This window comes from Pantoea sp. X-Soil-TKNS-1207, from assembly GCF_059730485.1.
The window spans coordinates 599124-620106 of record NZ_AP035960.1 but is presented as its reverse complement, the minus strand read 5'-3'; the positions used below and the strand labels follow the sequence as shown (position 1 = coordinate 620106).

The 20983-nt window shown below is 45.3% G+C and carries 16 protein-coding genes; 7 read left to right on the top strand and 9 right to left on the bottom strand.

Annotation, left to right across the window (positions count from 1 at the left end; translation table 11 throughout):
• Positions 1 to 5200: 5200 nt before the first annotated feature.
• Positions 5201 to 6625, top strand: coding sequence for an EAL domain-containing protein (locus AC6I8V_RS25905; RefSeq protein WP_497846806.1), 1425 nt, complete (start codon positions 5201 to 5203; stop codon positions 6623 to 6625).
• On the opposite strand, the gene AC6I8V_RS25900 is transcribed toward AC6I8V_RS25905, so the two are convergent.
• The 6 genes from AC6I8V_RS25900 to AC6I8V_RS25875 all read right to left on the bottom strand — a co-directional run bounded on the left by AC6I8V_RS25900 (position 6622) and on the right by AC6I8V_RS25875 (position 11726).
• A complete protein-coding gene (locus AC6I8V_RS25900) occupies positions 6622 to 7455 on the bottom strand; it encodes an ABC transporter permease (protein ID WP_497846805.1) in 834 nt (277 codons plus the stop codon). The genes AC6I8V_RS25905 and AC6I8V_RS25900 overlap by 4 nt on opposite strands.
• A 1-nt stretch (position 7456) precedes the next feature.
• Entirely contained in the window at positions 7457 to 8278 is an 822-nt protein-coding gene (locus AC6I8V_RS25895; RefSeq protein WP_497846804.1) for an ABC transporter ATP-binding protein, read from the bottom strand.
• Complete coding sequence (locus AC6I8V_RS25890; protein ID WP_497846803.1) at positions 8265 to 9281, bottom strand: ABC transporter substrate-binding protein; 1017 nt, start codon at positions 9279 to 9281, stop codon at positions 8265 to 8267. The genes AC6I8V_RS25895 and AC6I8V_RS25890 overlap by 14 nt, the downstream gene beginning before the upstream one ends.
• Before the next feature lie 436 nt (positions 9282 to 9717).
• Positions 9718 to 10251 (bottom strand): hypothetical protein, encoded by a 534-nt coding sequence (locus tag AC6I8V_RS25885; protein ID WP_497846802.1) that lies wholly within the window; start codon positions 10249 to 10251, stop codon positions 9718 to 9720.
• Entirely contained in the window at positions 10241 to 10774 is a 534-nt protein-coding gene (locus AC6I8V_RS25880) for a hypothetical protein (protein WP_497846801.1), read from the bottom strand. Before AC6I8V_RS25880 ends, AC6I8V_RS25885 begins: the two co-directional genes overlap by 11 nt.
• A 259-nt stretch (positions 10775 to 11033) precedes the next feature.
• A complete protein-coding gene (locus AC6I8V_RS25875; protein ID WP_497846800.1) occupies positions 11034 to 11726 on the bottom strand; it encodes a helix-turn-helix domain-containing protein in 693 nt (230 codons plus the stop codon).
• A 451-nt stretch (positions 11727 to 12177) separates the two neighbouring features.
• On the opposite strand from AC6I8V_RS25875, the gene AC6I8V_RS25870 reads away from it, so the two are divergent.
• The 6 genes from AC6I8V_RS25870 (at position 12178) to AC6I8V_RS25845 (ending at position 18358) form a co-directional block, all read left to right on the top strand.
• The gene (locus AC6I8V_RS25870) at positions 12178 to 12957 is read left to right on the top strand and encodes a winged helix-turn-helix domain-containing protein (protein ID WP_497846799.1); all 780 of its coding nucleotides are present in this window, start codon (positions 12178 to 12180) and stop codon (positions 12955 to 12957) included.
• Complete coding sequence (locus AC6I8V_RS25865) at positions 12927 to 13409, top strand: hypothetical protein (RefSeq protein WP_497846798.1); 483 nt, start codon at positions 12927 to 12929, stop codon at positions 13407 to 13409. Before AC6I8V_RS25870 ends, AC6I8V_RS25865 begins: the two co-directional genes overlap by 31 nt.
• 134 nt (positions 13410 to 13543) lie before the next feature.
• Positions 13544 to 14191 carry a GH25 family lysozyme gene (locus AC6I8V_RS25860; RefSeq protein ID WP_497846797.1) on the top strand — a complete coding sequence of 216 codons (648 nt, stop codon included), beginning with the start codon at positions 13544 to 13546 and terminating at the stop codon, positions 14189 to 14191.
• Between the two features lie 240 nt (positions 14192 to 14431).
• Positions 14432 to 14713, top strand: a complete 282-nt coding sequence (locus tag AC6I8V_RS25855) for a hypothetical protein (RefSeq protein ID WP_497846796.1) — start codon at positions 14432 to 14434, stop codon at positions 14711 to 14713.
• Positions 14714 to 15331: 618 nt separating this feature from the next.
• Complete coding sequence (locus tag AC6I8V_RS25850; protein ID WP_497846795.1) at positions 15332 to 17053, top strand: ABC transporter permease; 1722 nt, start codon at positions 15332 to 15334, stop codon at positions 17051 to 17053.
• 15 nt (positions 17054 to 17068) lie between these two features.
• Positions 17069 to 18358 carry an ABC transporter ATP-binding protein gene (locus AC6I8V_RS25845; RefSeq protein ID WP_497846794.1) on the top strand — a complete coding sequence of 430 codons (1290 nt, stop codon included), beginning with the start codon at positions 17069 to 17071 and terminating at the stop codon, positions 18356 to 18358.
• A 59-nt stretch (positions 18359 to 18417) separates the two neighbouring features.
• Here AC6I8V_RS25845 and AC6I8V_RS25840 read toward each other — a convergent pair whose 3' ends face one another.
• From AC6I8V_RS25840 to AC6I8V_RS25830, 3 genes are all read right to left on the bottom strand, one after another.
• Positions 18418 to 19251, bottom strand: coding sequence for a hypothetical protein (locus AC6I8V_RS25840; RefSeq protein WP_497846793.1), 834 nt, complete (start codon positions 19249 to 19251; stop codon positions 18418 to 18420).
• Between the two features lie 117 nt (positions 19252 to 19368).
• Positions 19369 to 20169 (bottom strand): thioredoxin domain-containing protein, encoded by an 801-nt coding sequence (locus AC6I8V_RS25835; protein WP_497846792.1) that lies wholly within the window; start codon positions 20167 to 20169, stop codon positions 19369 to 19371.
• 18 nt (positions 20170 to 20187) lie between these two features.
• The gene (locus tag AC6I8V_RS25830) at positions 20188 to 20964 is read right to left on the bottom strand and encodes a hypothetical protein (protein ID WP_497846791.1); all 777 of its coding nucleotides are present in this window, start codon (positions 20962 to 20964) and stop codon (positions 20188 to 20190) included.
• Between the last annotated feature and the right edge of the window lie 19 nt (positions 20965 to 20983).

Sequence of the window (20983 nt, the reverse complement as noted above, 5' to 3'; positions counted from 1 at the left end):
CCAGAGGAACGCATAGCATTTTTAGAGGAACAGATTGCATTTTTAGAGGAACGGATCACATATTCAGAGGAACAAAATGCATATTCAGAGGAACAAAAAGTGCTATAATTCACTGATAAATAAAAACTTTCCCGACCTTAGATCCTTAAGATCTTTAAATAGATCATATATAAGATCACTATTAGATCCATATAAGATCCACTTAATTAGATCTACCCTGTGGATAACGAGTATAACTTTTGAAATAGCTGCAAAGTTTGGCGTCTTCATTGAAGAAAATCAGCAAGCTCGTTTTCAGACAACATATGTATTGCTCTGCTGAAAAACACAGTGCAAGACTGCTATTACTTCAACCATTCTATAAATTCTATTATTTTCAATAAGTTACAAGTAAGAACTGAGTTTGGTATAGAAATTAACCAAACAAACGTTATTTTGGTCTACATACACTTATACTTATATTGTTCGTATAAGAAAAGCACTCCGCCCTTCCCTTCTCCAGATACTCAGTTTCTTTTTTCGATTTATTCTCTCAATGATACATTACTCCAATGAATAACTATTAAATTGGAAATGGACTATCTTGTAGCGTTCATAGGGCATTTTGATTCTTAAGACAAACCAACATCTTGAATGACCAGATTATTCATCACTTCATTTTCCTCAACAGGCAGTTCGTTAGCAACCATATGATTTTATTGTAATTATGAACAATATAAGCTTAATATCACCGGCATCTGACATTACCTGTATTTCCTTCTAATCCTTCTATAAGGATTGCCAATTATTTTATTAATGCTATTTTTTTCAAAAAACAACGCAAGTTAAGGCAGGACATTCTTTATATTTAGATTAGGTTGCTGATAATCTATTAATCCCCCTTCCTCATCAAGGATAGTCTCGATTCCACAGTAGCATTAATTTTAGACTTTTATGCTATTCACAAAGGAGTGATCAACACATCTATAATGTTCGCTTCAGATGATTAACATTAATAAGCTATTGGGTTCAAATAGCTCTTTATCTATTTTAAAATCATTCCTTAAGTAGATTTCTAACTTGATGACTGACTGTGTAATTACGCCAGTTAAAATCCATACATCTTTTAATGATAAATCGTGTCTATGCCACTTCCCTTCTCCTCCCTGTATAACGATATTTTACTTTCTTCAAGAACTATCAAAACTCACGATTTCAGCAATGCCGTTATTTAATTACTTTAAATATAGAAATTAAAGTTCATTTCAGACTCTGATTTATAAATCCATGTTGAGAAGAAGGTAAAAAGGATAAGCGAAAGTGACTGTTAAAGATGATGGCGTTTTCAGCATGAAAATATCTAAAAAAACACTACAAATCAGTTAGTTAAAAGTTTTTTCTTTGGAGTAAATTGCGTAAGAAGCCTCTGCCCTTTCTAAACCAAAGAAATCTTGCTACTTAATTCATATTAAATTTTTTCTAAAAGATTGAAATGCACTCGGCATAAATTCTCTATTCACAAAAGATAAAATCTTCGATAACTATTAAAATGCTTAATAGAAAATTGCATTCTAACTTCCGGCCTTGACGAATAGCCGTTATACCCCACATCAGTAAAGTTCTCTGAGATACCTACTCACAAATTGTGATTTGCGTAAATTTCAATAATGGCAAGGAGATAACGTGCAATATCAATTTCATTTTTGATCAAAAGAACGTTTCTCTTCGCTACAATCGGGATAATCTCCAATTATTTGTAAATGCAATCACACAGTACGTTGATATCATTTCTTATATACATATTAACTGGGGAGAATAAATAGTGCTCCGCAGTGGCCAAATACGAAAGGAGCAATAAACGCCAGAAGCAATATAGAAAAATGTGCATCAGGAGATTTTGGGCAGATTAATAGTGAATACATTTCCCAAACAATGAAATTGGCAATCCTGCATAGATATTGGATTTAAAACGTGGTATCTGGATAAGATGTTGAAATAAGAAACTCATACAAGAAGACAGATAATAGTTCCGGTTTACAAACATTGTCTAATAGCTCTGTATCTCATTACGGAGACAATGAGCATGGAGGGTAAAATATTATAGCTGGATTTATACGTAAGAATTAAATAGGGTTGAATGGTGATATTCGGTACAAACTTAAAAGGTTATCGTACTAATGATTAATAAATTTCGGTGCGCAGTTATAAATTTCCTCAGGTGAGTTAGACGCTTAGTTGTAGCTATCAATTCTCGTGCCAGCTAAAGAAAGCTCCTGCGGATATAAATCTATGCTAATAAAATGCGCTATTAATCAGCGAATTCAGCAACAAATGTACTCCACCATTCTTAAAGCTATTCCATGTTGAGTGATGAATAATCTGATAACAATAATAGCGTTGCATGCATTATCAATTTACCAGATTGGCAAAGGTTCGTCGCAATTATGTATGTTTTAACAAACGTCGATAAAGTTAGTACAACACAACAATTTATTAATTTGAACCAGCAATATCGCTATATGTTTATATTTATATTTTCAAAAGTGTATTAGCACATCATTCTAGGTGGAGTTTTCAGGCTGAAAATAACAGATAATAATGATTATTTTCAATGATTTAGATGAAGATCAGGCTGGTGATGAGTATTTCTGGGAATGCTTAGGAAAAGACTGTCAGGCCTTACATGAGAAGGCAAGCACTGAGTATATTTGAATTGATTCATACTGGATAGTACGTAGTGCTACGTTAAACATTATAAATGACTTAAACAAAAATAAGATAAGTGCTTCAACAGATCTTGATTAGCAATCATCTTCTGCGATTAGGACAGACGTCAGTAATCGACAAGGCCAGGAGGGCACTATGAGCAATTGAATTTATTAGCTTACTAAAGTGGGAAAATTATATTGGAAAGAGATTAGCTGAGTCTCCTGAGTAGGTGGGCTGTTGAGAAAGCAATTTTTTAATTAAACCTGATGACAAACGTTATCCATAACCTTGAGATAATTGGACTGTATCATCAAAAACACAGAGAAATGTTTTTTTCCTTTGGCAAAAATTTGATTAGCACATGTAAGTAATAATATTGAATTATGGGAAACCTAAAAATTTATGTCTTAGTAAGGCTGTTGATAAAAAATAGCAGTATAAAAAGATAAGCTTAACAAAAGAGAGGATTCTGGCTTCCTGATACAAGTTAATATCTTTAACAAAATTCTACAGGACATCAGATTCACACAAGATAGGTGTGTAAGGGACCATATCGCTAAATTGAACGTAGCGAACATTTGTTACTTTTATCCTTGATAATTGACGTTACAAAACGCGTAACATACCCGCTGCACAAAAGAATCAATGATACAGTCAGTAAAAGGAGTTTTCAGGCTGAAAATGTCCAATCATATACTGCTAAATCAATCAGTTACGTAAGTTTTGGTGTGGTGAAAATAAAATGTACGACTTATCAGAAACCCGTGATTCATCTACCGTCCTGAACATAACAAAGTGAAAAGAATTATGGGGCAGGAACAGCGATGATGAAGAGAAGAGGGCAGGGTGAGCATAATAAAACATTCCATGTTGCATTACTCGTTTGCCACTTATAGAAGAATCATCGTCCAGAATGGCACCAGGGTTCATCTACAGCAGTGATGCTTTCAACTTACAATTTCGAAACCCCTAAGCTGCCGCACGGGTAAAGCGAAACACTTTTTTAATACCAGTAAGTATATTCGACAATATCATTTCTCTTACGATGGACATCAAAACACTGCGTTAGCTCTCTAAGAAATACGCCTGGGAAAAGCATTTTAGAAAAATGCATACGTAGTTCTATGTTAGAAAGTCGCTATCCTATCCCGTTGCTGGCTGATAAGGTCATTGGGCTATAGGTAACTCAGTTTTTGAGTTAACTCACATACAAAAAACAGGATCGTTCAAATATCATTTTATCTGCCGCTTTAGAACTTCTATCAGGCATGATCATTGATGATGACAGAGATGAGGTGAACCATGGAGGCAGATGAATAGTCTCTCATCAGAGGTAAGGGAAGGGGGCTAGCTGTCTACAACATATAGTCAATTCTGCGAAATGATAAACCAGAACATTATGGGCTTTGTTAAGCCGTGTTTTATGAATCGATGCGGATGGATCATTCTAAAACAACTAACTGGCTAAGCTGAACCGCTATACATAGTTTACGCTTCCAGCCTCTCTCTCAATCCTTATCCGAAGTTTGAATATTTATTCAACTCAGAGAAAAAAGGGCCATCGCGGAACCAACATAGTATTCCGCGTATTAACTCTATGATTTATATGCGGAAAAAATATTTATTTCTGTCGCTAAAGTAATAAAGAAGCGATTTATATAATCAGTGAATTATTATTTTCATAAATTTCACCTGAACTCCACAGGATGTGGGTTGATGATAAAAGTGATATTACAAATATGCATTAGATTATGCTACTGCGACACCCAAAAGAAGTTACGGGGAAATTATCAGCTGACTGCAGATATAAGGTCTTGCCCATCGCTTTGCTACAGCATTCCACGAGCCAAAGGCTAAACGCACCCAGTATAAGGTTCTGAGAGTCTCTGCACGTGGTTAGCGATAACATAATTTTAGATAAAACGGCTATGGAGATAATCCAAAAAGGAGAGGGAGCCATAACCCCTAAAGGGCTGCTAAGAGCGAGATATATTCATAAAAATATCATGATATCTTCAGATTGATAATGTGCAGGCCGACGATGACGATAAGGTGTTTATCATTGAATATAAAAACAAATTGCCGTCGCTCGCTGTCATTCAACAACATACATGATCAAAACTTCCAGGCGCTCTACAGTATGAGAGAAAACAGGCATATCTGAACCGTAAAGCAACAAGTCTGACAGCATAGTAACGAACATCGAATTAACCGAAGCTACGATTAGCAATCCATGGAAATCACGCCAGCTCTCCATAATTGAAAAACACCAACCTGGTCAACGTTAAGCTGATATATAAAGAAATTATCGACGAACATCCGGCCCTGATAATCCCTCTTACTGTGAGAATGCGCACAGGTGAGCATGAAAAAAATGATTAAAATCTCAATAGATAACCATAAATAAGAAGACAGATGCTATGACCCGAAATCGCTCAGGACATTTTGTGAGGATCGCACTTGGGCTATTGACCTTTCTTTTGTGCTTATCTGTTTCATTTTTTTCATTTACATGCAAACCAGTGCCTGGCTTAAAAATCAGCAAAATAGCAATATGGCGCTCGCAGACAGGCAACTCAACGCTATTTTCAGCAATGTCGCAACGGCGGAAAATGCTCTCGCTGGTCTGATGGGCGCGCCCTGCACATCTGAGACTGTGCTGCAGCTGCGGAAACGCCTGGCGATCACACCTAACATCGGAAACATTGAGTTAACCGCTGACGGGGTAGTGTATTGCTCATCGTTGCTGGGAGAAGTGAGCACTGGCGAAGAGATAAGAGGAAATCATGCGCTCTATCTTTCCTCTCAGGTTAAAGATTTACCCGGACATCCGTTTATTATTTCCTTGCGTCAGCAGGGAAGGTTCGGTGTTTATACCAGTACCGATGGCTATTATTTTAAAAATATTCTGGAGTCAGCTTCGGCTTTACTGCCTGTTGTATTGGTTACAGAGAGCGGCTGGATGGGAAAGGATGGCGTTATTTATCTTGATAAGTACCGTTCTGCACATAACCTGCGATTAATTTCATCATTGTATCACTATCAGCTGTACAGCAATTTTACCCGGCGAGACGTATTGAGCGCCGGTATGAAATACAACAGGATGATGATGTTTTTACTGTTTTCACTGTCTGCGATAGCAGGTTACGCCTGCTATCGTGGGGCGCCTAACAACGGCTCTCCGCGACAGCTGCTGGAAAATGCTATAGAAAACGGGGAGATTCAAGCCTGGTTTCAACCGATCATAAAAGCGAACGGCAGGCGGGTAGTCGGCTGCGAAGTATTGGTCAGGTGGGTAGGCAGAGAGGGGATTATCCCTCCAAATCAGTTTATTCCCCTGGCGGAACAATCCGGGCTAATTATTCCAATGACGAAAAAACTTATTGCCCAGGTCACTGATGACTTCCTTAAGGACTTTCATCCTGCGGAGCCCTTCTATATTAGTTTGAACATTAGTGCGCAGCATTTACAGTCGCCTGATTTGCTGCGTGATTTGAGTTATCTGCTTACGAATCTGAACGAGAAAATAAAACTGGCACTGGAAATTACCGAGCGGGAAATTGTTGTTGCCAGTCAGCATGTCAAAGACAACATTCGCAAGTTGCAGGAGGAGGGCGTTCTTTTTGCTCTCGACGACTTTGGCACCGGCTATTCAACGCTGGAAATTCTGCATCATGTTAATGTTGACCTGTTGAAAATCGATAAGATGTTTGTTTCTGGTATTGGCAGCAATCCTGTCTGCCAGGACATCATTGGTAATATCCTTGACCTGGCGGAAAGAATTAACGCATCAGTGATTGCGGAAGGGGTGGAAACCGAACAACAGGCAAGTTTTCTGCAACAGCAGGGTGATATATCTCTTCAGGGATATCTTTTTTCGAAACCCCTGCCTGTCGCGGCTTTTAAAGATTACCTGCGCACAAAAGGGGCTACTTAAGCCCCATATGACCGGTACTTCAGCATCTGACGTTCAATCAAATTGACGGCATAATCGAGCAGCAGCGCAAAGAACGTCAGCAGGAGGGTACCCGCAATAATGCTATTGATGTCAAAATTACCTTCAGCCTGCAAAATCAGATATCCCAGACCTTGCGAAGAACCCAGATATTCACCCACCACTGCGCCAACAAAAGCCAGACCAACAGCGATGCGCAAGCCTGAGAACACCCAGCAAAGCGCTGAAGGGAAATACACCGTCAGCAATAGCTGACGGCGACCTGCACCCAGCATCCGCGCATTGGCCAGCAACATGGGATTCACGTTGCGCACCCCCTGTGTCACATTAAAGAACACCACAAAGAACACCAGGGTAATGGCGAAGGCGACTTTTGACCATATGCCCAGACCAAACCACATGGCAAAAATCGGTGCCAGAATAATTCGGGGCAGCGCGTTTAATGCCTTAATGTATGGCGACATGATGGCAGTCACCAGCGGGCTGATGCCGATCACCAGGCCCATCAGCAGACCCAGTGTGGTGCCGATAATAAATGCCAGCAGCGTTTCAGTTAAGGTAATGATGAGGTGTGGATAAATCTGCGCTGGAAAATGCAGCATAAAATGTTGTTCATTCGCCAGCTCAACCACCAGGCTACCTTCGCCTTCGCTAAACCATTGCCAGAGCACCATCAGTACCTGTTGCGGGCTACCAAAGAAAAAGGCCAGCTGCGGATCCCATGAAATGATTTCCCATAGGGTGATAGCCACAGCAGACACCGCAAGCTTACCTGACAGGATAACACCGACGTTATGTATCTGATTTTTCATGTTATATTTTTCTTTGTTGGTGACTTTTCAGGACTTCACTTCCCAGCACATCCCAGATTTTCTGATAAAGTTTCATGTACGCTGGAAGCGTGCGGATTTTCGCCACATGACGCGGACGTGGGAGCCTGACCGGAAATTCACGAATGGGATGCGCCTCTGGCCCAGCCGACAGGACGATAATCCGGTCGGCGAGAGTAATGGCTTCATCCAGATCGTGGGTAACAAACAGCACCGCGCTTCGGTTGCTTTCCCAAAGCGTCAGAAGTTCTTCCTCCATCAGCTGACGCGTCTGGATATCCAGTGCGGAGAATGGCTCATCCATCAGGATAATTTGCGGATTGCGAATCAGGGTTTGCGCCAGCGCGACCCGCTTACGCATCCCGCCAGAAAGTTGCGAAGGATAAAAATCGGTTACGTGACTCAATCCGGTCCGCTTCAGCCAGTCGCGGCCCTGAGCGTCTGCCGGAGCACCATAGATGCCCCGATAGTGGAGGCCCAGCACCACGTTTTCCATCACCGTCAGCCAGGGCATCAATACCTCGTCCTGAAACACATAGCCAATGCGCGGATCTACGCCGGTTAATGGTTCACCGAATAAAGTAATATGGCCAAACGAGGGGGATAGCAGCCCGGCACAAAGATTTAATAGCGTCGATTTTCCACATCCGCTCGGACCGACAATGGCCACGAATTCCCCCGCCTGCACACTCAGAGTGGTATTGGCTAGAACGCAGACTTCATTCTCCCCGCTACCGGTCGGACAGGAATATGAAACCGCATGACATTGCAGGGCAGGGGGCGTGGTCTCTTTAGGGTTGTTCATGCTGTTGCACCTCCAGCACATCCTGATTGGTCCAGGTACGGAGCAGATCGATCTTTTCCGGGTGGATGGTGGCATCAAAAGCACTAAGGGCTTTAAGCGCGGTGGCGGGAGCCTCTGGCGAAAAAAGCCCGTCGCGTGAAAAAGCGGGCTGAACATTACGAAACGCCTGCTGATAGAGCAGCGGATCGCCTGCAAGATAATTTTCAGGCACGACTGCTGCAACCATTTCTGGGGTCGCATTGGTTAACCAGTGCAGAGATTTGAGCATCGCTTCAGTCAGGGCGCGCACGGTGATGGGGTTGCTGTGCAGAAAAGATTCCTTCGTATACAGGGAGCCGGCGGGCATTTCGCCACCAAACAGTGCTTCGCTACCTGCCACCGTACGTGTATCGGCAATGATTCGGATGTCATGGCTTTTTTCCAGCAGGGAAATGACCGGTTCTGAATGAGCGATAACATCAATTTTACCGGAGCGTAAGGCCTCGACCGCGCTCGATCCGGTGCCCACCGCTATCCAGGCAACATCCTGCGGGCGTATCCCATGCTTCATTAGCCAGAAACTCGCCACCATATGTGTTGACGAGCCTGGTGCGCTGATGCCGATTTTCTTGCCAATCAAATCAGAGGGTTGATGCCAGGCTGGCAGAGTCTTGCATGACGCTGCTATCACGATTTGCGGAGCCTGGCTGGTAAGCAGAAATGCAGTGATATATTGCTGTTTACTCTGCATTTTTATGGTGTGTTCATAAGCACCGCTGACGACATCGGCGCTGCTGCCAATCAGCGCCTGTAGCGCTTTTCCACCACCGGAAAAATCGACAATACGGACATCCAGACCAACTTCTTTAAAATATCCCAGCCGCTCGGCAATGGTCAGAGGAAGATGATAGAGAACGCTTTTCCCACCGACGGCCAGGGTAATATGTTTTTTTTCCAGTGCAGGCATCCGTGCGAATGTACAACAACAAATAAGCAACAGACTTCCGCACAGCCATTTCATCATCCGTCTCACTGCATCTACCTTTGTGTTAAATGGGGCTCATTTTTATCCTTAGCGCCGACAAACCGCCAGTCACCCACATCTACAAATCAGGGACGAATAAAGTCTGAACAGGCGGCTGGCTCGATTAACCTTTGATTGTCAAGGGGTAAAAATGGACTGTCATGCTGCTCTGTAACAGGGCCATGTAGGAAAAATCAGGTTGCGCAGCCGGGTTTTTATGTTTTCATCAGCCTAAAGCTGAAGAGTGCCAGCATGTTTCGGGAGGGCGTCGCCCCTGGCATAGGGAAGAGTGGCTCCGGCCAGGGGATGTGGAACAGAATTTTCAGGCCCGTCTGTTCAGTCACACCAGCGGTTCGGGCCTGCCTGCTAATGCGCCTGCTCCTTCAGGCAAGTTTTTGCGGTGGCGACAGACGCATCCGATAAACAAAGGCTGTGGCTAGTCCTTCTGACTCCTGTGCTGTTTAAGGCTGAGATAGCGATAATAGGTGCTGCGGGCGATGCCCAAACGCCGTGCACACTGGCTCGAATTGAGTTTTTTCTGCGCATACATTCCTTTAGCGCGTTCTTTGAGTTGCTGGGCTTCTATCGATAAACCGGCAGGGCGTCCGGAGGGTGCCTGCTGGGCGCGGGGATTATGGCCGGTCAGCGCAGCAATCAGTGAGATTGCTTCCGGCCACTGGACGCTATTAATCACACCATCAAGGGTAATAATTTGATTACCCTTCAGCAGCCATTTGCGTAGCCAGCTAAGTTGAAAATATTGCGAGCCGCGTAAAATATCGAGATTGGTGATCACAAGCGTCACATCAGACACAGAAATTGGCTGCAGTGCAGGACAGAGATCATTACTCAGATCGGGATCTTCTATTACCGAATGACAACTCGCCTTTTTTAATTTTCGTATTTGTTCCTTTCGTTCGACCAGCGTTCCCCGACAATAACCCGTCATTTGATATGGTTTATTTTCCATGTTGTTCACCTTCCTTGTAACGTTGCAGCGCGGCGTAGAGTGTTGTACGAGAAATTGCATATTTGCGCGCCTGGCTTGAAATGGTGCAATTGTTACTGTTAATAGCGTGGCAAATCTTTTCCATCTGTTCGCGGTTAAGACTTTTACGACGACCCTGGAGTGGAAGAGAATGTTGTAATTGCCTGTTTTTTAAGAAAAGAAAGAATCGGGAAGAGGGAGCCTCCGGAGTATAATCAAGCGTTAATTCATCGGCTAAACTGATTACCCGGATCTTGCGCATTAGCAACTCCGTCAACCAGATAACTTTGTTGTGATATTTGGGGATGGTTTTATCCAGACGCCATAATATTAACGTGTCGCCAGGATTAAGGTCCTGCAAACAATTGCGTAAAGTCTGTAAGTCATGAGGCGACGATTGCTGGTAAATTATATGGCAATTTTCCTCCTTAAATTTTTCATTTATGAATATTTTAGTGTTCATTGATTGTGTGTAGAAGATATAGCCTTTGCGATGAGATGTCATGTCCCCTCCCTGATTTACAGGAACGTGTAAGCAGATGAACTTATATGAGCATGGTAGACATTCCAGCAAAGCAGGACAACAGATTATCCTGAGAGAATGGAAAAAAGTAATGGCTGAAAGATGGAGGTTTATTGGAATTTATTAAATAATGAAATGCTGTGGCGATAAACTATCGCCACAACGGTGATGATGAACGGAGAATTAACAGAACGGAATCAGATGCATTTAAAAGATATGCACCAGTATATTAGTTGACTACTTAGCTGGAAAAGTAAAGTTGATTAAAATTACGAACGCCTAATTTACGTAGTGCGTTAATTTTATGCGTGCTAACGGTTTTAATAGATATATCCAGTTCTTTTGAAATCTGCGCATGAGAAGCCTGCTCATAAAGACGTCGGATGATGAGGCACTCCGTCGCCGTCAGATGTCCTGGGCAATATTTCAACGTTTTCGGTGTATCTTTCATCGTATGCACCAGCATAGTCAGGTGACTGAAAGAGAGATTCTTAGGGGCCTTCGCATAAGGTTTGAAAATCGGAGACAGATTCTTGCAGGATGAATAAAGGATCAGAACGTTCACCTTACAGGAGATGATGGGATGGCTGATGCTTTTTTCGACAAAATTTTGGGTGCTGGAATCCAGCAGCAAAATATCGCCGTGTCTGAGATGTGCCTGGGTAAACTCCGGGGTGTAGTTTTTCCATTTCTGTATAAAAAATTTCTGATTATCAGCAAGAAATTTAGATTTCATACCGTACGAAAAATAGTAATCGTCTGAAACCAGATAAATGTTCATGGTTAATCTCAATGCAGAATATGCAAATTTTTTTAAAAAGGATGCGTCCACCTGCCAGGTGCAGATGAATAGGTGATATACCAGTATTGCTGTTAGTTGATGGCTAAATTCCAAACCGAGGGCATTATGGCAATGCCGCTGTGTTAACGTCAATATGACACCTTAGAACAAAATGGCGTATATGCAATTATTTATCCTGGCATTATCTGTGCGATAAGAAGATAATTGGCGCGAATTTACCGCTGATTATCACGGTAAGAGGATTCTGCATCTTTATGAAAAACAAAAAAATCACATTTAAAAGTGAGATTGTTCTTATGCGCCAGGCGACATTTCTTATCATGCTAATGAAAAATCATGTTTTTATTATTTTTAAATCATATTAAACTCCGATCTCATTGGGTGGTGATGTGTGATTTCAGTAAAAATCATGCTCATGGCAGGGAGGGAGCTGTAATTTCTTTGCTTAATTTGTTATTTTTCCATTCTAAATAAGATGTCTCTCGGTTTGAGAAGAGTGCGCTTTGGCGTTTACCTGCATGATACCTAATTAATTCAATATGTTATGTATATTAATCGGATTTTTTACATTTAGGAACCATCTGTGAACCAGAATGAAATCTCACTCTCGCCAGAAATCACGTTTATTCAAGAACGTTCGTGTCTTTCTTGCCATGGGCAGGAAGATATACATTTAACGCCCAATGAACGACGTCTGCTTGAGCTGATTATCAGCGGTAAAGGCAAGAAAGAAACGATCATTGAGGAAATATGGCACAGCCGGGGAACCATAGTTGGAGAGTCCAGCTATCACCAACTTATAAAAATGCTGCGACGCAAGCTGCAGATCGCGGGTTTGCCATATTCGGTGATCAAAACTATTCCCCGGCACGGCATTACCCTGAATCTCGCTAAATGTCCGGAACCGGATGAATCTGTGCTGTGTCCGTCAGCCAGTGAAAGCGAAATCTGCGAAGGGGAAATTGCACGCGAAGACATTGAACATGAGACATTGACCGAACTTCTTCCGCCTGTCGTGAGTAAGGGAAAGCTGAATTCAGGACGATTTCTTCCTGAAAAAAAACTAGTATTATTCGGAGCGGTTATTTTTGTCTTACCAGCACTGCTAACATGTATGTATAAATTCACGCAGCAACCACAGCAGGCATTTCCGTATGAAACAAATGTGGGGGAGGTGACTTTCCACTTGAGTTCATTACGTGGCATAAGCCGCGAAGTACTCGAACAGCGGCGCGCCAAATTACCTAAATCGATCACTAATGTCTACATCGCCTCCAACGGTCCTAAGTTTTGGGTTGCTGAATGCGAAGGAGAACTATCTAAGGAGAATAAATGTCGATACGAACTCTATTCCTCGTATTGATGGCTGCTGTTTGCGCTTCGGCAGGTGCTTTGCTGTCCTGGACGCTCTGGCACCATTTTGAAAATGCACAGCGTCCGGAACAACCTTGTTCCAGTATCATTCAGGGGGCAAACTTAATTGACCAGTATCAAAGTACTTATCAGTTTAATGGCGTGATAACCTGGTGGCCTCAGGCTAATAAAATTACGCTGTTTGGTGTAAAAAGTGATAAGGAAAATACAGGCATTGTTTTCGACAGAGCATTACAGTTGCAAACCGTTACGGCAAAAAAAGGCGTTATTCAGGCGAAAATTAGTGACCTGAAGATCTTCAATGATGACAAACTGCCACCCGGCTATGTCATTTTAGGTGAGAAAGGCAAAGACCTTACATTGCTCTTTAAACCCATTGATCGTAACAGCTGGCTTATGTTGATTAACGATAACTGGATTATGATGTGTGAAAACAAATAATACATAGTATCGATAGAACTCTGTTCCGACAGAAATCACGACTGTAATTTTAATCATCTTTTATTTTTGCCTTTGTCGGTAGCTGTTAGTTATTTCTCACCGTGTTGTCAAACCATAAAGCGAGATGGTTATCTATGATGAATAATTGTTACGATAAAGGCATAGAAATTCCTTATTGCGATGGCAATGAGGATATTTCATGGGAAAGCATCAAGGCGGCGAGTATATCCCATGTTTTTTTCAGGATAAGCGAAGGCACCCGGTGTCACGAGTCTTTATTCATTAAACATTGGGAAGCTGCGAGAAATGCCGGGTTTGAACTCGGTGCCTGGCATGACTTCACTTACTCATCGGGTGATATCAGAACGCAGCTGCGGAATATTGTCTCTGCTCTGAAGGCTATAAAGTTTAATCCCAGTCTGGATAAACTGGCGCTGAGGCTGAATGTTTCTGGCTCTGAAGGGTGCCATTCAGCAGACGTGTTAGAAACGTTTCATACACTGCTTGAATGGGTATGCTTAAACGGATTGCATGGCAAAAAACCTTACATTTTTTGTTCTCCGGACGTATGGGAAGGTTTATATGGATGGCAGAACTATGACTTTCACGATTACCCGTTATGGCTGGTTGATCGCAGCGAGGGTAGATTGATATTACCTGTTCCCTGGCAGGAGAATAACAAAATGTGGACGATCAGACAGTATCGCCAGACTTGTCAGATAGACGGTATTAATGCGCCTGTGGCACTAAATTATGTCTATCGTGACAGACCTTCTTATTAACCTCCTCCCCTAAATAAAACGGGTGCCCAGTATCGGTGCCCGTTTTCTATTGCTTCTAAAGAATCCTTATTCTCTCTTTTCATGAGAATGTTCTCGATAGGTCGGAGAGAATGCTAATACGTCGTTTTATTATACCAAGGTATAGTAACCTCATCCTTAGGCGATAGTGAGTTTTAACCACACAGCCAGCGGGCAATGAAATATATCCGTCATATCTAATCGAAAACAAAAGGCGACAAGATGACTCTTTTACATGGCTATCCCTTCAGCGAATTAATATTGGTGCTGGTAATACTTGAATCCGGAATTGTGGCAAATGTCCTTAATTCGCCCGGGTCTTTCTCAGTACGAAAAATCAGTAGCAATATGATCCATGGTGTCATTGCGGCGCTGGTTATTGTCGCATATGGCGTGGCTCAGCATGTCTCAATACATCATACGATTGCTATTGCTGGCGTTGCGGCAATCACATGGCCGAAAGCCCTGAATCTCCTTATTCAACTGAGCAAAAATCAGGATTGAACTGGACCTTCGTCCGTCAGGCTATTTAGCTACGCCTTGTAATAGTCGTTATTTTCGAGGCGCAGGCACATATATCGATACACACATGCCTCAATAAGTCAGTCAATGTGATTAAAGGCTGATAAAGCTCTGAAGGGAAAAGTCGTTTACCCATCTCTGGATACTCGCTCAAGGCGAATTACTCATCATAGTAAGTAGTCTTAGTTAGGTTAATCACTATTGTTAACGTTCTTCCGCAGAAAATAGCTTTTAAAATCAAATTATTATGCTAATTCATTGATTTATCGGAAATTGAACATGAAATTCTGTTTGCGTGGCGACATAAATTATGTCATCGTAACTGTGCTTTGGTATAGTCGTGATACTTAGGCATAGTGGGAGCAATTTCCCTGGTGTTGGCCGATAAGGCACCCTCTCTATGTGGAAGTGGAGAGGGTTTTTTTTTGCCTGTCACAGAGTAAATCCCGCAGGATGTGCTGTCCTGCCGTACCTTAGGGTTGATTCTCAGGTATTGAGTAAATAAACCGCGACAGACGTGACCACTATCACCTGTGCTCATCTAAAGTAAAACTATCCTCAATCCTGGCTATTTAACATTGATCGCAAGTGGGTGAAACGATGACTCTGCGTTTTAACCAAAGCACCAGATGGCGACGTCCTAATCGCTGGGATGCTATCGCTTTTCCGCTCATTCTTTGTCTTATTGCCTTGTTTGCTCTCGATTTTCATCAAACTTTGCAGCCCGTCAGCACGCTGACTGCTGAGCCGATTACACTCGACACTGCCAGACTACCCGAATATGCCATGCGAACCTCGTTACGCATGTTGGTGGCAATGGTGGCATCGCTGGTGTTCACCCTGATTTATGGCACCCTGGCGGCCAAAAGTCGTCGGGCAGAGAAGATTCTGATCCCGGCGCTGGATATTCTGCAATCGGTGCCGGTACTGGGTTATGTCTCCTTTACCGTGGCCTTTTTTATTGCACTGTTTCCTGGCCGCATTCTCGGTATGGAGCTGGCCGCCATCTTCGCAATTTTTACCAGTCAGGCGTGGAATATGACTTTTAGCTTTTATCAGTCACTACGGACCGTGCCGCGCGATTTGGTTGAAGTATCACGAGGATTCAACCTGACGGCCTGGCAGCGCTTCTGGAAACTCGAAGTGCCCTACGCCATGCCCGGCCTGATCTGGAACATGATGGTGTCGATGTCGGGCGGCTGGTTCTTTATTGTGGCATCAGAGGTGATCATCGTAGGCAGCACCTCGGTAAGTCTGCCGGGGCTGGGATCGTATCTGGCGCTGGCCATCGACCACAAGGATCTTGCCGCCGTAGGCCGGGTCCTGCTGACGATGATTGTGGTGATCTTTACCTATGATCAACTGCTGTTTCGCCCGCTGGTGGCCTGGGCCGATAAGTTTCAGTTGGGTACTACACATGCGGCAACGCAGCCTTCCTCGTGGCTGTTAAATTTGCTGCGTCGCACCCGCCTGGTTCATCTGCTGCTGCAATATTGTGGCGGGATGTTTTCTGCTGCGGCACGGATCCCGTGGCGACTCTCTGCGCCTGGTCAGCAATGGCGGCCACAGACGCGGTCAGCACGGTCGGATGTTATCTGGAACCTGATCATTATCGGGATCACCGTGGCGGTCACCTGGCGGGTGGTATACGACATCCATGACGACCTGACTCTGCGCGAAGCAGGGCAGGTGATGCTGCTCGGGGTCATCACTCTATTGCGTGTGGTGCTGATGATCCTGCTGTCTTCGCTGATTTGGGTGCCGCTGGGCGTGTACATTGGTCTGCGTCCGGCGCTGGCAGAGAAAGTTCAGCCGGTTGCGCAGTTCCTCGCCGCGTTTCCTGCCAACCTGTTGTTTCCTTTCTTCGTCATTGGCATTGTCCATTTTCACCTCAACCCGGATATCTGGCTGTCACCCCTGATCGTGCTGGGTACCCAGTGGTACATCTTGTTTAACGTGGTCGCAGGATGCACGGCGTTGCCGTATGACTACCTTGAAGTGGCCAAAAATTTCCATATCCGCGGCTGGCAATGGTGGCGACAGGTGATTTTGCCGGGCATTTTGCCTTACTTCGTGACCGGCGCAATTACCGCATTCGGCGGCGCGTGGAACGCCAGCATTGTGGCGGAGTTTGTCCAATGGGGGGATACGCAACTTACCGCGCATGGCCTCGGCGCATATATCGCCAGAACCACAGCGGCGGGGGACTTCCCACGCATCATCCTTGGCATTGCCGTGATGGCGTTATTTGTCACCTTATGCAATCGGCTGGTGTGGCGACCTGTCTATGATCGGGTCGTGGCGGGAAGCCGGGCGGATTAGCACAGGAGCGCACGCATGAACACAGCGCATCATGATTTGCTTAAGGTAGCGGACGTCAGCCATGGCTTTAGCAAGGCGCAGGGACAGGTGCTTATCCTCGACCAGGTCAACCTGACGCTCCATGAGAACGAAGTGGTGGGCCTGCTTGGGCGATCGGGTTCCGGCAAATCGACCCTGCTGCGCATTATCGCCGGCTTGATTGCCCCTGGCGGTGGTGAAGTGACGTATCAGGGAGTACCGCTGCGAGAGCCAGCGCAGGGCATTGCGATGGTGTTTCAGACATTCGCGCTGTTCCCGTGGCTGACGGTGATGCAAAACGTGGAGGCCGGACTGGAAGCGCAGGGGGTTGCGGCAGCAGAGCGCAGACGACGTGCACTGGAGGCTATCGACCTCATTGGTCTGGACGGTTTTGAAAATGCGTACCCGCGCGAACTTTCTGGCGGAATGCGTCAGCGTGTCGGTATTGCCCGGGCGCTGGTCGTCAATCCGGTATTGTTATTAATGGACGAACCCTTTTCGGCGTTAGATGTGTTAACGGCGGAAAATCTCAGGAGCGATTTAATATCTCTGTGGCGCAGCGGTAAAATGCCAATCAAATCAGTGCTGCTGGTGACGCACAATATCGAAGAAGCGGTATTTATGTGCGACCGCATTCTGATCCTCTCCTCCAATCCAGGTAAGGTGATTGGCGAAGTCACGGTGCCTTTCAGCCACCCGCGTGACCGCCTTGACCCGCAGTTCCGTCGTCTGGTGGATAACGTCTACGGCAGGATGACGGCACGACTGGCGCATGGACTGGATCGCAAAGGGTTAACCCTCGGCAGTCGGTTGCCACGCGTCTCCACGAACCTGATGGCGGGCTTGATCGAAACGCTGGTGCTGGCGCCTTACCATGGCCGGGCGGATATGCCTGACATTGCGCGTGCGCAGTTGCTGGAGGTGGACGAGTTGTTCCCGGTGGCCGAAGCCTTGCAGGCGCTCGGCTTTGTCGAGATGCAGGAGGGGGATATATTCCTCACGCCGCAGGGGCGCATTTTCGCGGAATCAGATACCCAGCGCCGCAAGGTGTTATTTGCCGAGCAGGCGTTGCGCTATATCCCGCTGATTGCGTTGATTAAGGCAGAGCTGGATGAGCGCCCCGATCACCGTCTAACCCGCGCCTGGTTCGAACAGGTACTGGAGAAGGATCTGTCAGATAATGCCGGTCGGCAGACACTGGATACCGCCATTCAGTGGGGACGCTTTGGTGAGATCTTTTCGTATAACGACCAGACGGCATCCTTCAGCCTGGATGATGTGGAATAAGGCGTTAAACCGTGATGGTTAACGCCTCAGCGCAATCCCTGTCGTGTATTTATCGAAAATCATACCGGTTCATACAGGTTCCAGAGTCTTGCCGCGATGACTATCTGATGCAGGCAATGCTTAATTAATGTGTCTAATTCTTTATGGAAATGCTGAAGGACGGTTTGCTTCATTTTTTGCGCAACCGCGATGTTATGTTTGCAATGGTCGATGTCATTCCCGATGTTTTTCATGATCTCTTCGCCGGAAAATTTTTTACGCCGAAGAAATTTAAAACTCTGCACGCCTTTTGGCACCAGAAGGCCAGAAGCGAGTATGCTTCTTATCAGTTTGTTGATTTTTTTTGCCGAAACATTCCTTGTCTGCAGCTGTGTATTTTGCTGCTGGCATAGTGAAACGCTTTTCTGATTTCTTTCTGCCTGACGAAATGCGGCGCCGGTATTTGCGCGCAAAGTGGTCATCAAATGAATGCCATATCCTTTGTGGCAATCGCGGTCGGCGATCTTTGTCTCGGTGAATTGCGTAAACAATTGATCCTGCGTTATTTCCGGCGGCTGTCCCATCCTCGCATTTCTGTGCGTAGTCCTGGCATTTTCGACAATTCTGTTCACATCATGCACACACCTTTTTTGATGCAACTTTCTTGTCTCTCTCGCTGTTTGTTTGGTGTTGTTGGATTTCGTGGCTCCATGACGAAGTTTAATTTTCTGTTGATGCGGCAGGTCATCAAGAAATGCAATGTGTTCTATTGACGAGTAGACGAATGCCAGTGTTTTAGGATCATTAACAATGTTCGATATGTTATTGATATTAATCGTTGATAACTGAGTGTGAATACCATTCGACGCGTTGAAAATAGAGTGGTTTAAATTGGTAACCATGAGATCGGACATAGGAATTTCCTGTTTTTAAGTGTCTCATTAAATCCTATGTTAACGATCGGATTTACTGTCTGAGGATTTCCTGAAATTTGGTTATGCTGAGGTGGACCACAATGCGACGAGCTCTTTTCACTCCCCAGACTGCTGCCGGGCACGAAAACTTTGGAGGATTGCCTTCTGTACCATGTCCGCGGGAACGGCACTGATAAATACCGATGTATTCTCCCGTGTCGCCCCCTCTGCTGGCATGACAATCAGCGTCGGCAGGTTGCTCAGTTTCAGTTTTTCCGCCAGCTGCGCATTGCTGCTCAGCACCCGACGGGCCTGGGTGATGGCGGGCTGGCCCGGCACTGCCACATGCAGCGCTTTGATTACCCGTGCAATATCGTCCACCTGTACCATGCCTTCTCCCTGCACCACACTGAACAGCGCCTGATGGTAACGCAGCCACAGCGTTTCTCCCTGTTGTTGCCACAGCGCAACACCAATCGCCGATGCGGTTTCCGATGCCGACCAGCCTTGTCCGGGCATCGGCCAGTCTCTGAAGACAAATCGCACCTGTGGATAAGTGCGCATCATTTGCATCATCACGGCGTTCATTGCGCCACAAGGCAGGCAGCGATAATCATAAAAATTAATCACCACCACCGCGGCGCTGTCGGGGCCGATTTGCGGAGCCTTATTGCTGGCGAGCAGCATCCGGCGCTGGGCGAAAGCTTTGTCTGTCAGGGCGCTGATTTTTTCGTCACGCTGCTGTATCTGCTGCGCCTGACGTTTCTGCGCCAGCTGGTCGAGGATTTCAGGATGGGCGAGCAGGTAATCACTGGCGATTTTGCCAATTTGTTCCTGCTGCTGTGGAGTAAACGCAGATTTTGGCACCGCCAGCGCAGGCAGGATCATTAAAGCGCTTAAGGTAATGAGCGTTGCCATACGCAGCATAACTCACCTTTATTTTTTCGCCGCGTTGGCTGCATTGGGCGCGATATCTTTGAGATACACCACATACCTCGTCCCCATGATTTTCCCGTCGCCCAGCCAGGCTTCGTCGTAGAGATTCAGCCTGACGTTGCCATTGGCAAAGGTATAATAAAAACCGTTTTCCCCACCGTTACCGACATAGTTGGTTAAGACAAAATTGCTGTTCAGGGTGCGGCTAATAAAGTCCGGTGCGTCGCGTTCAAAATCCCGCCGTAGCACGCTTTTGCAGTTATCGAGACTGCTGAAAACCTCGCTTTGATGGGCGGCCAGCAGGCCCGCCAGCATATTAACCGTCGCCACCGCCAGCGGGGTAAAACGCAGCAGTTTGGTGCTGAGCTGCGGGTCATCGGGTTTGATCCCTGCGCCATCGATCAACGCCTGTTCGGTGAAAAAGGTTGAGGCGACAAAAGCAGCACAGGCGGTGACCATGTCGGGTTTGCTGGCGGTGGCAAGAAAGCGAAAACCGCCATCTTTCGGCGCCAGCTGTTCCACCAGGATGCCTTTGCTGGTGAAAAAGGTGTTGAACTGATCGAGGCTTTGCCTGCCGCTGGCATACAGGCAGACCTGATCCATGATGGTTTTATCGCGTTTGCCATCAAACAGCGGCACCATTGCGCTGATAATTTGCTGGGTGAGGGGCAGAGAGGAGACTTCAATATTATGCTCGTCTGCGCCCGCGAGAATCTGGTCGCACCCCAGTAAACTCAGGGCGATGATCACTGCCGCTTTGCCTGTCCATCTGTTCATAGCGTTACCACTGATAACC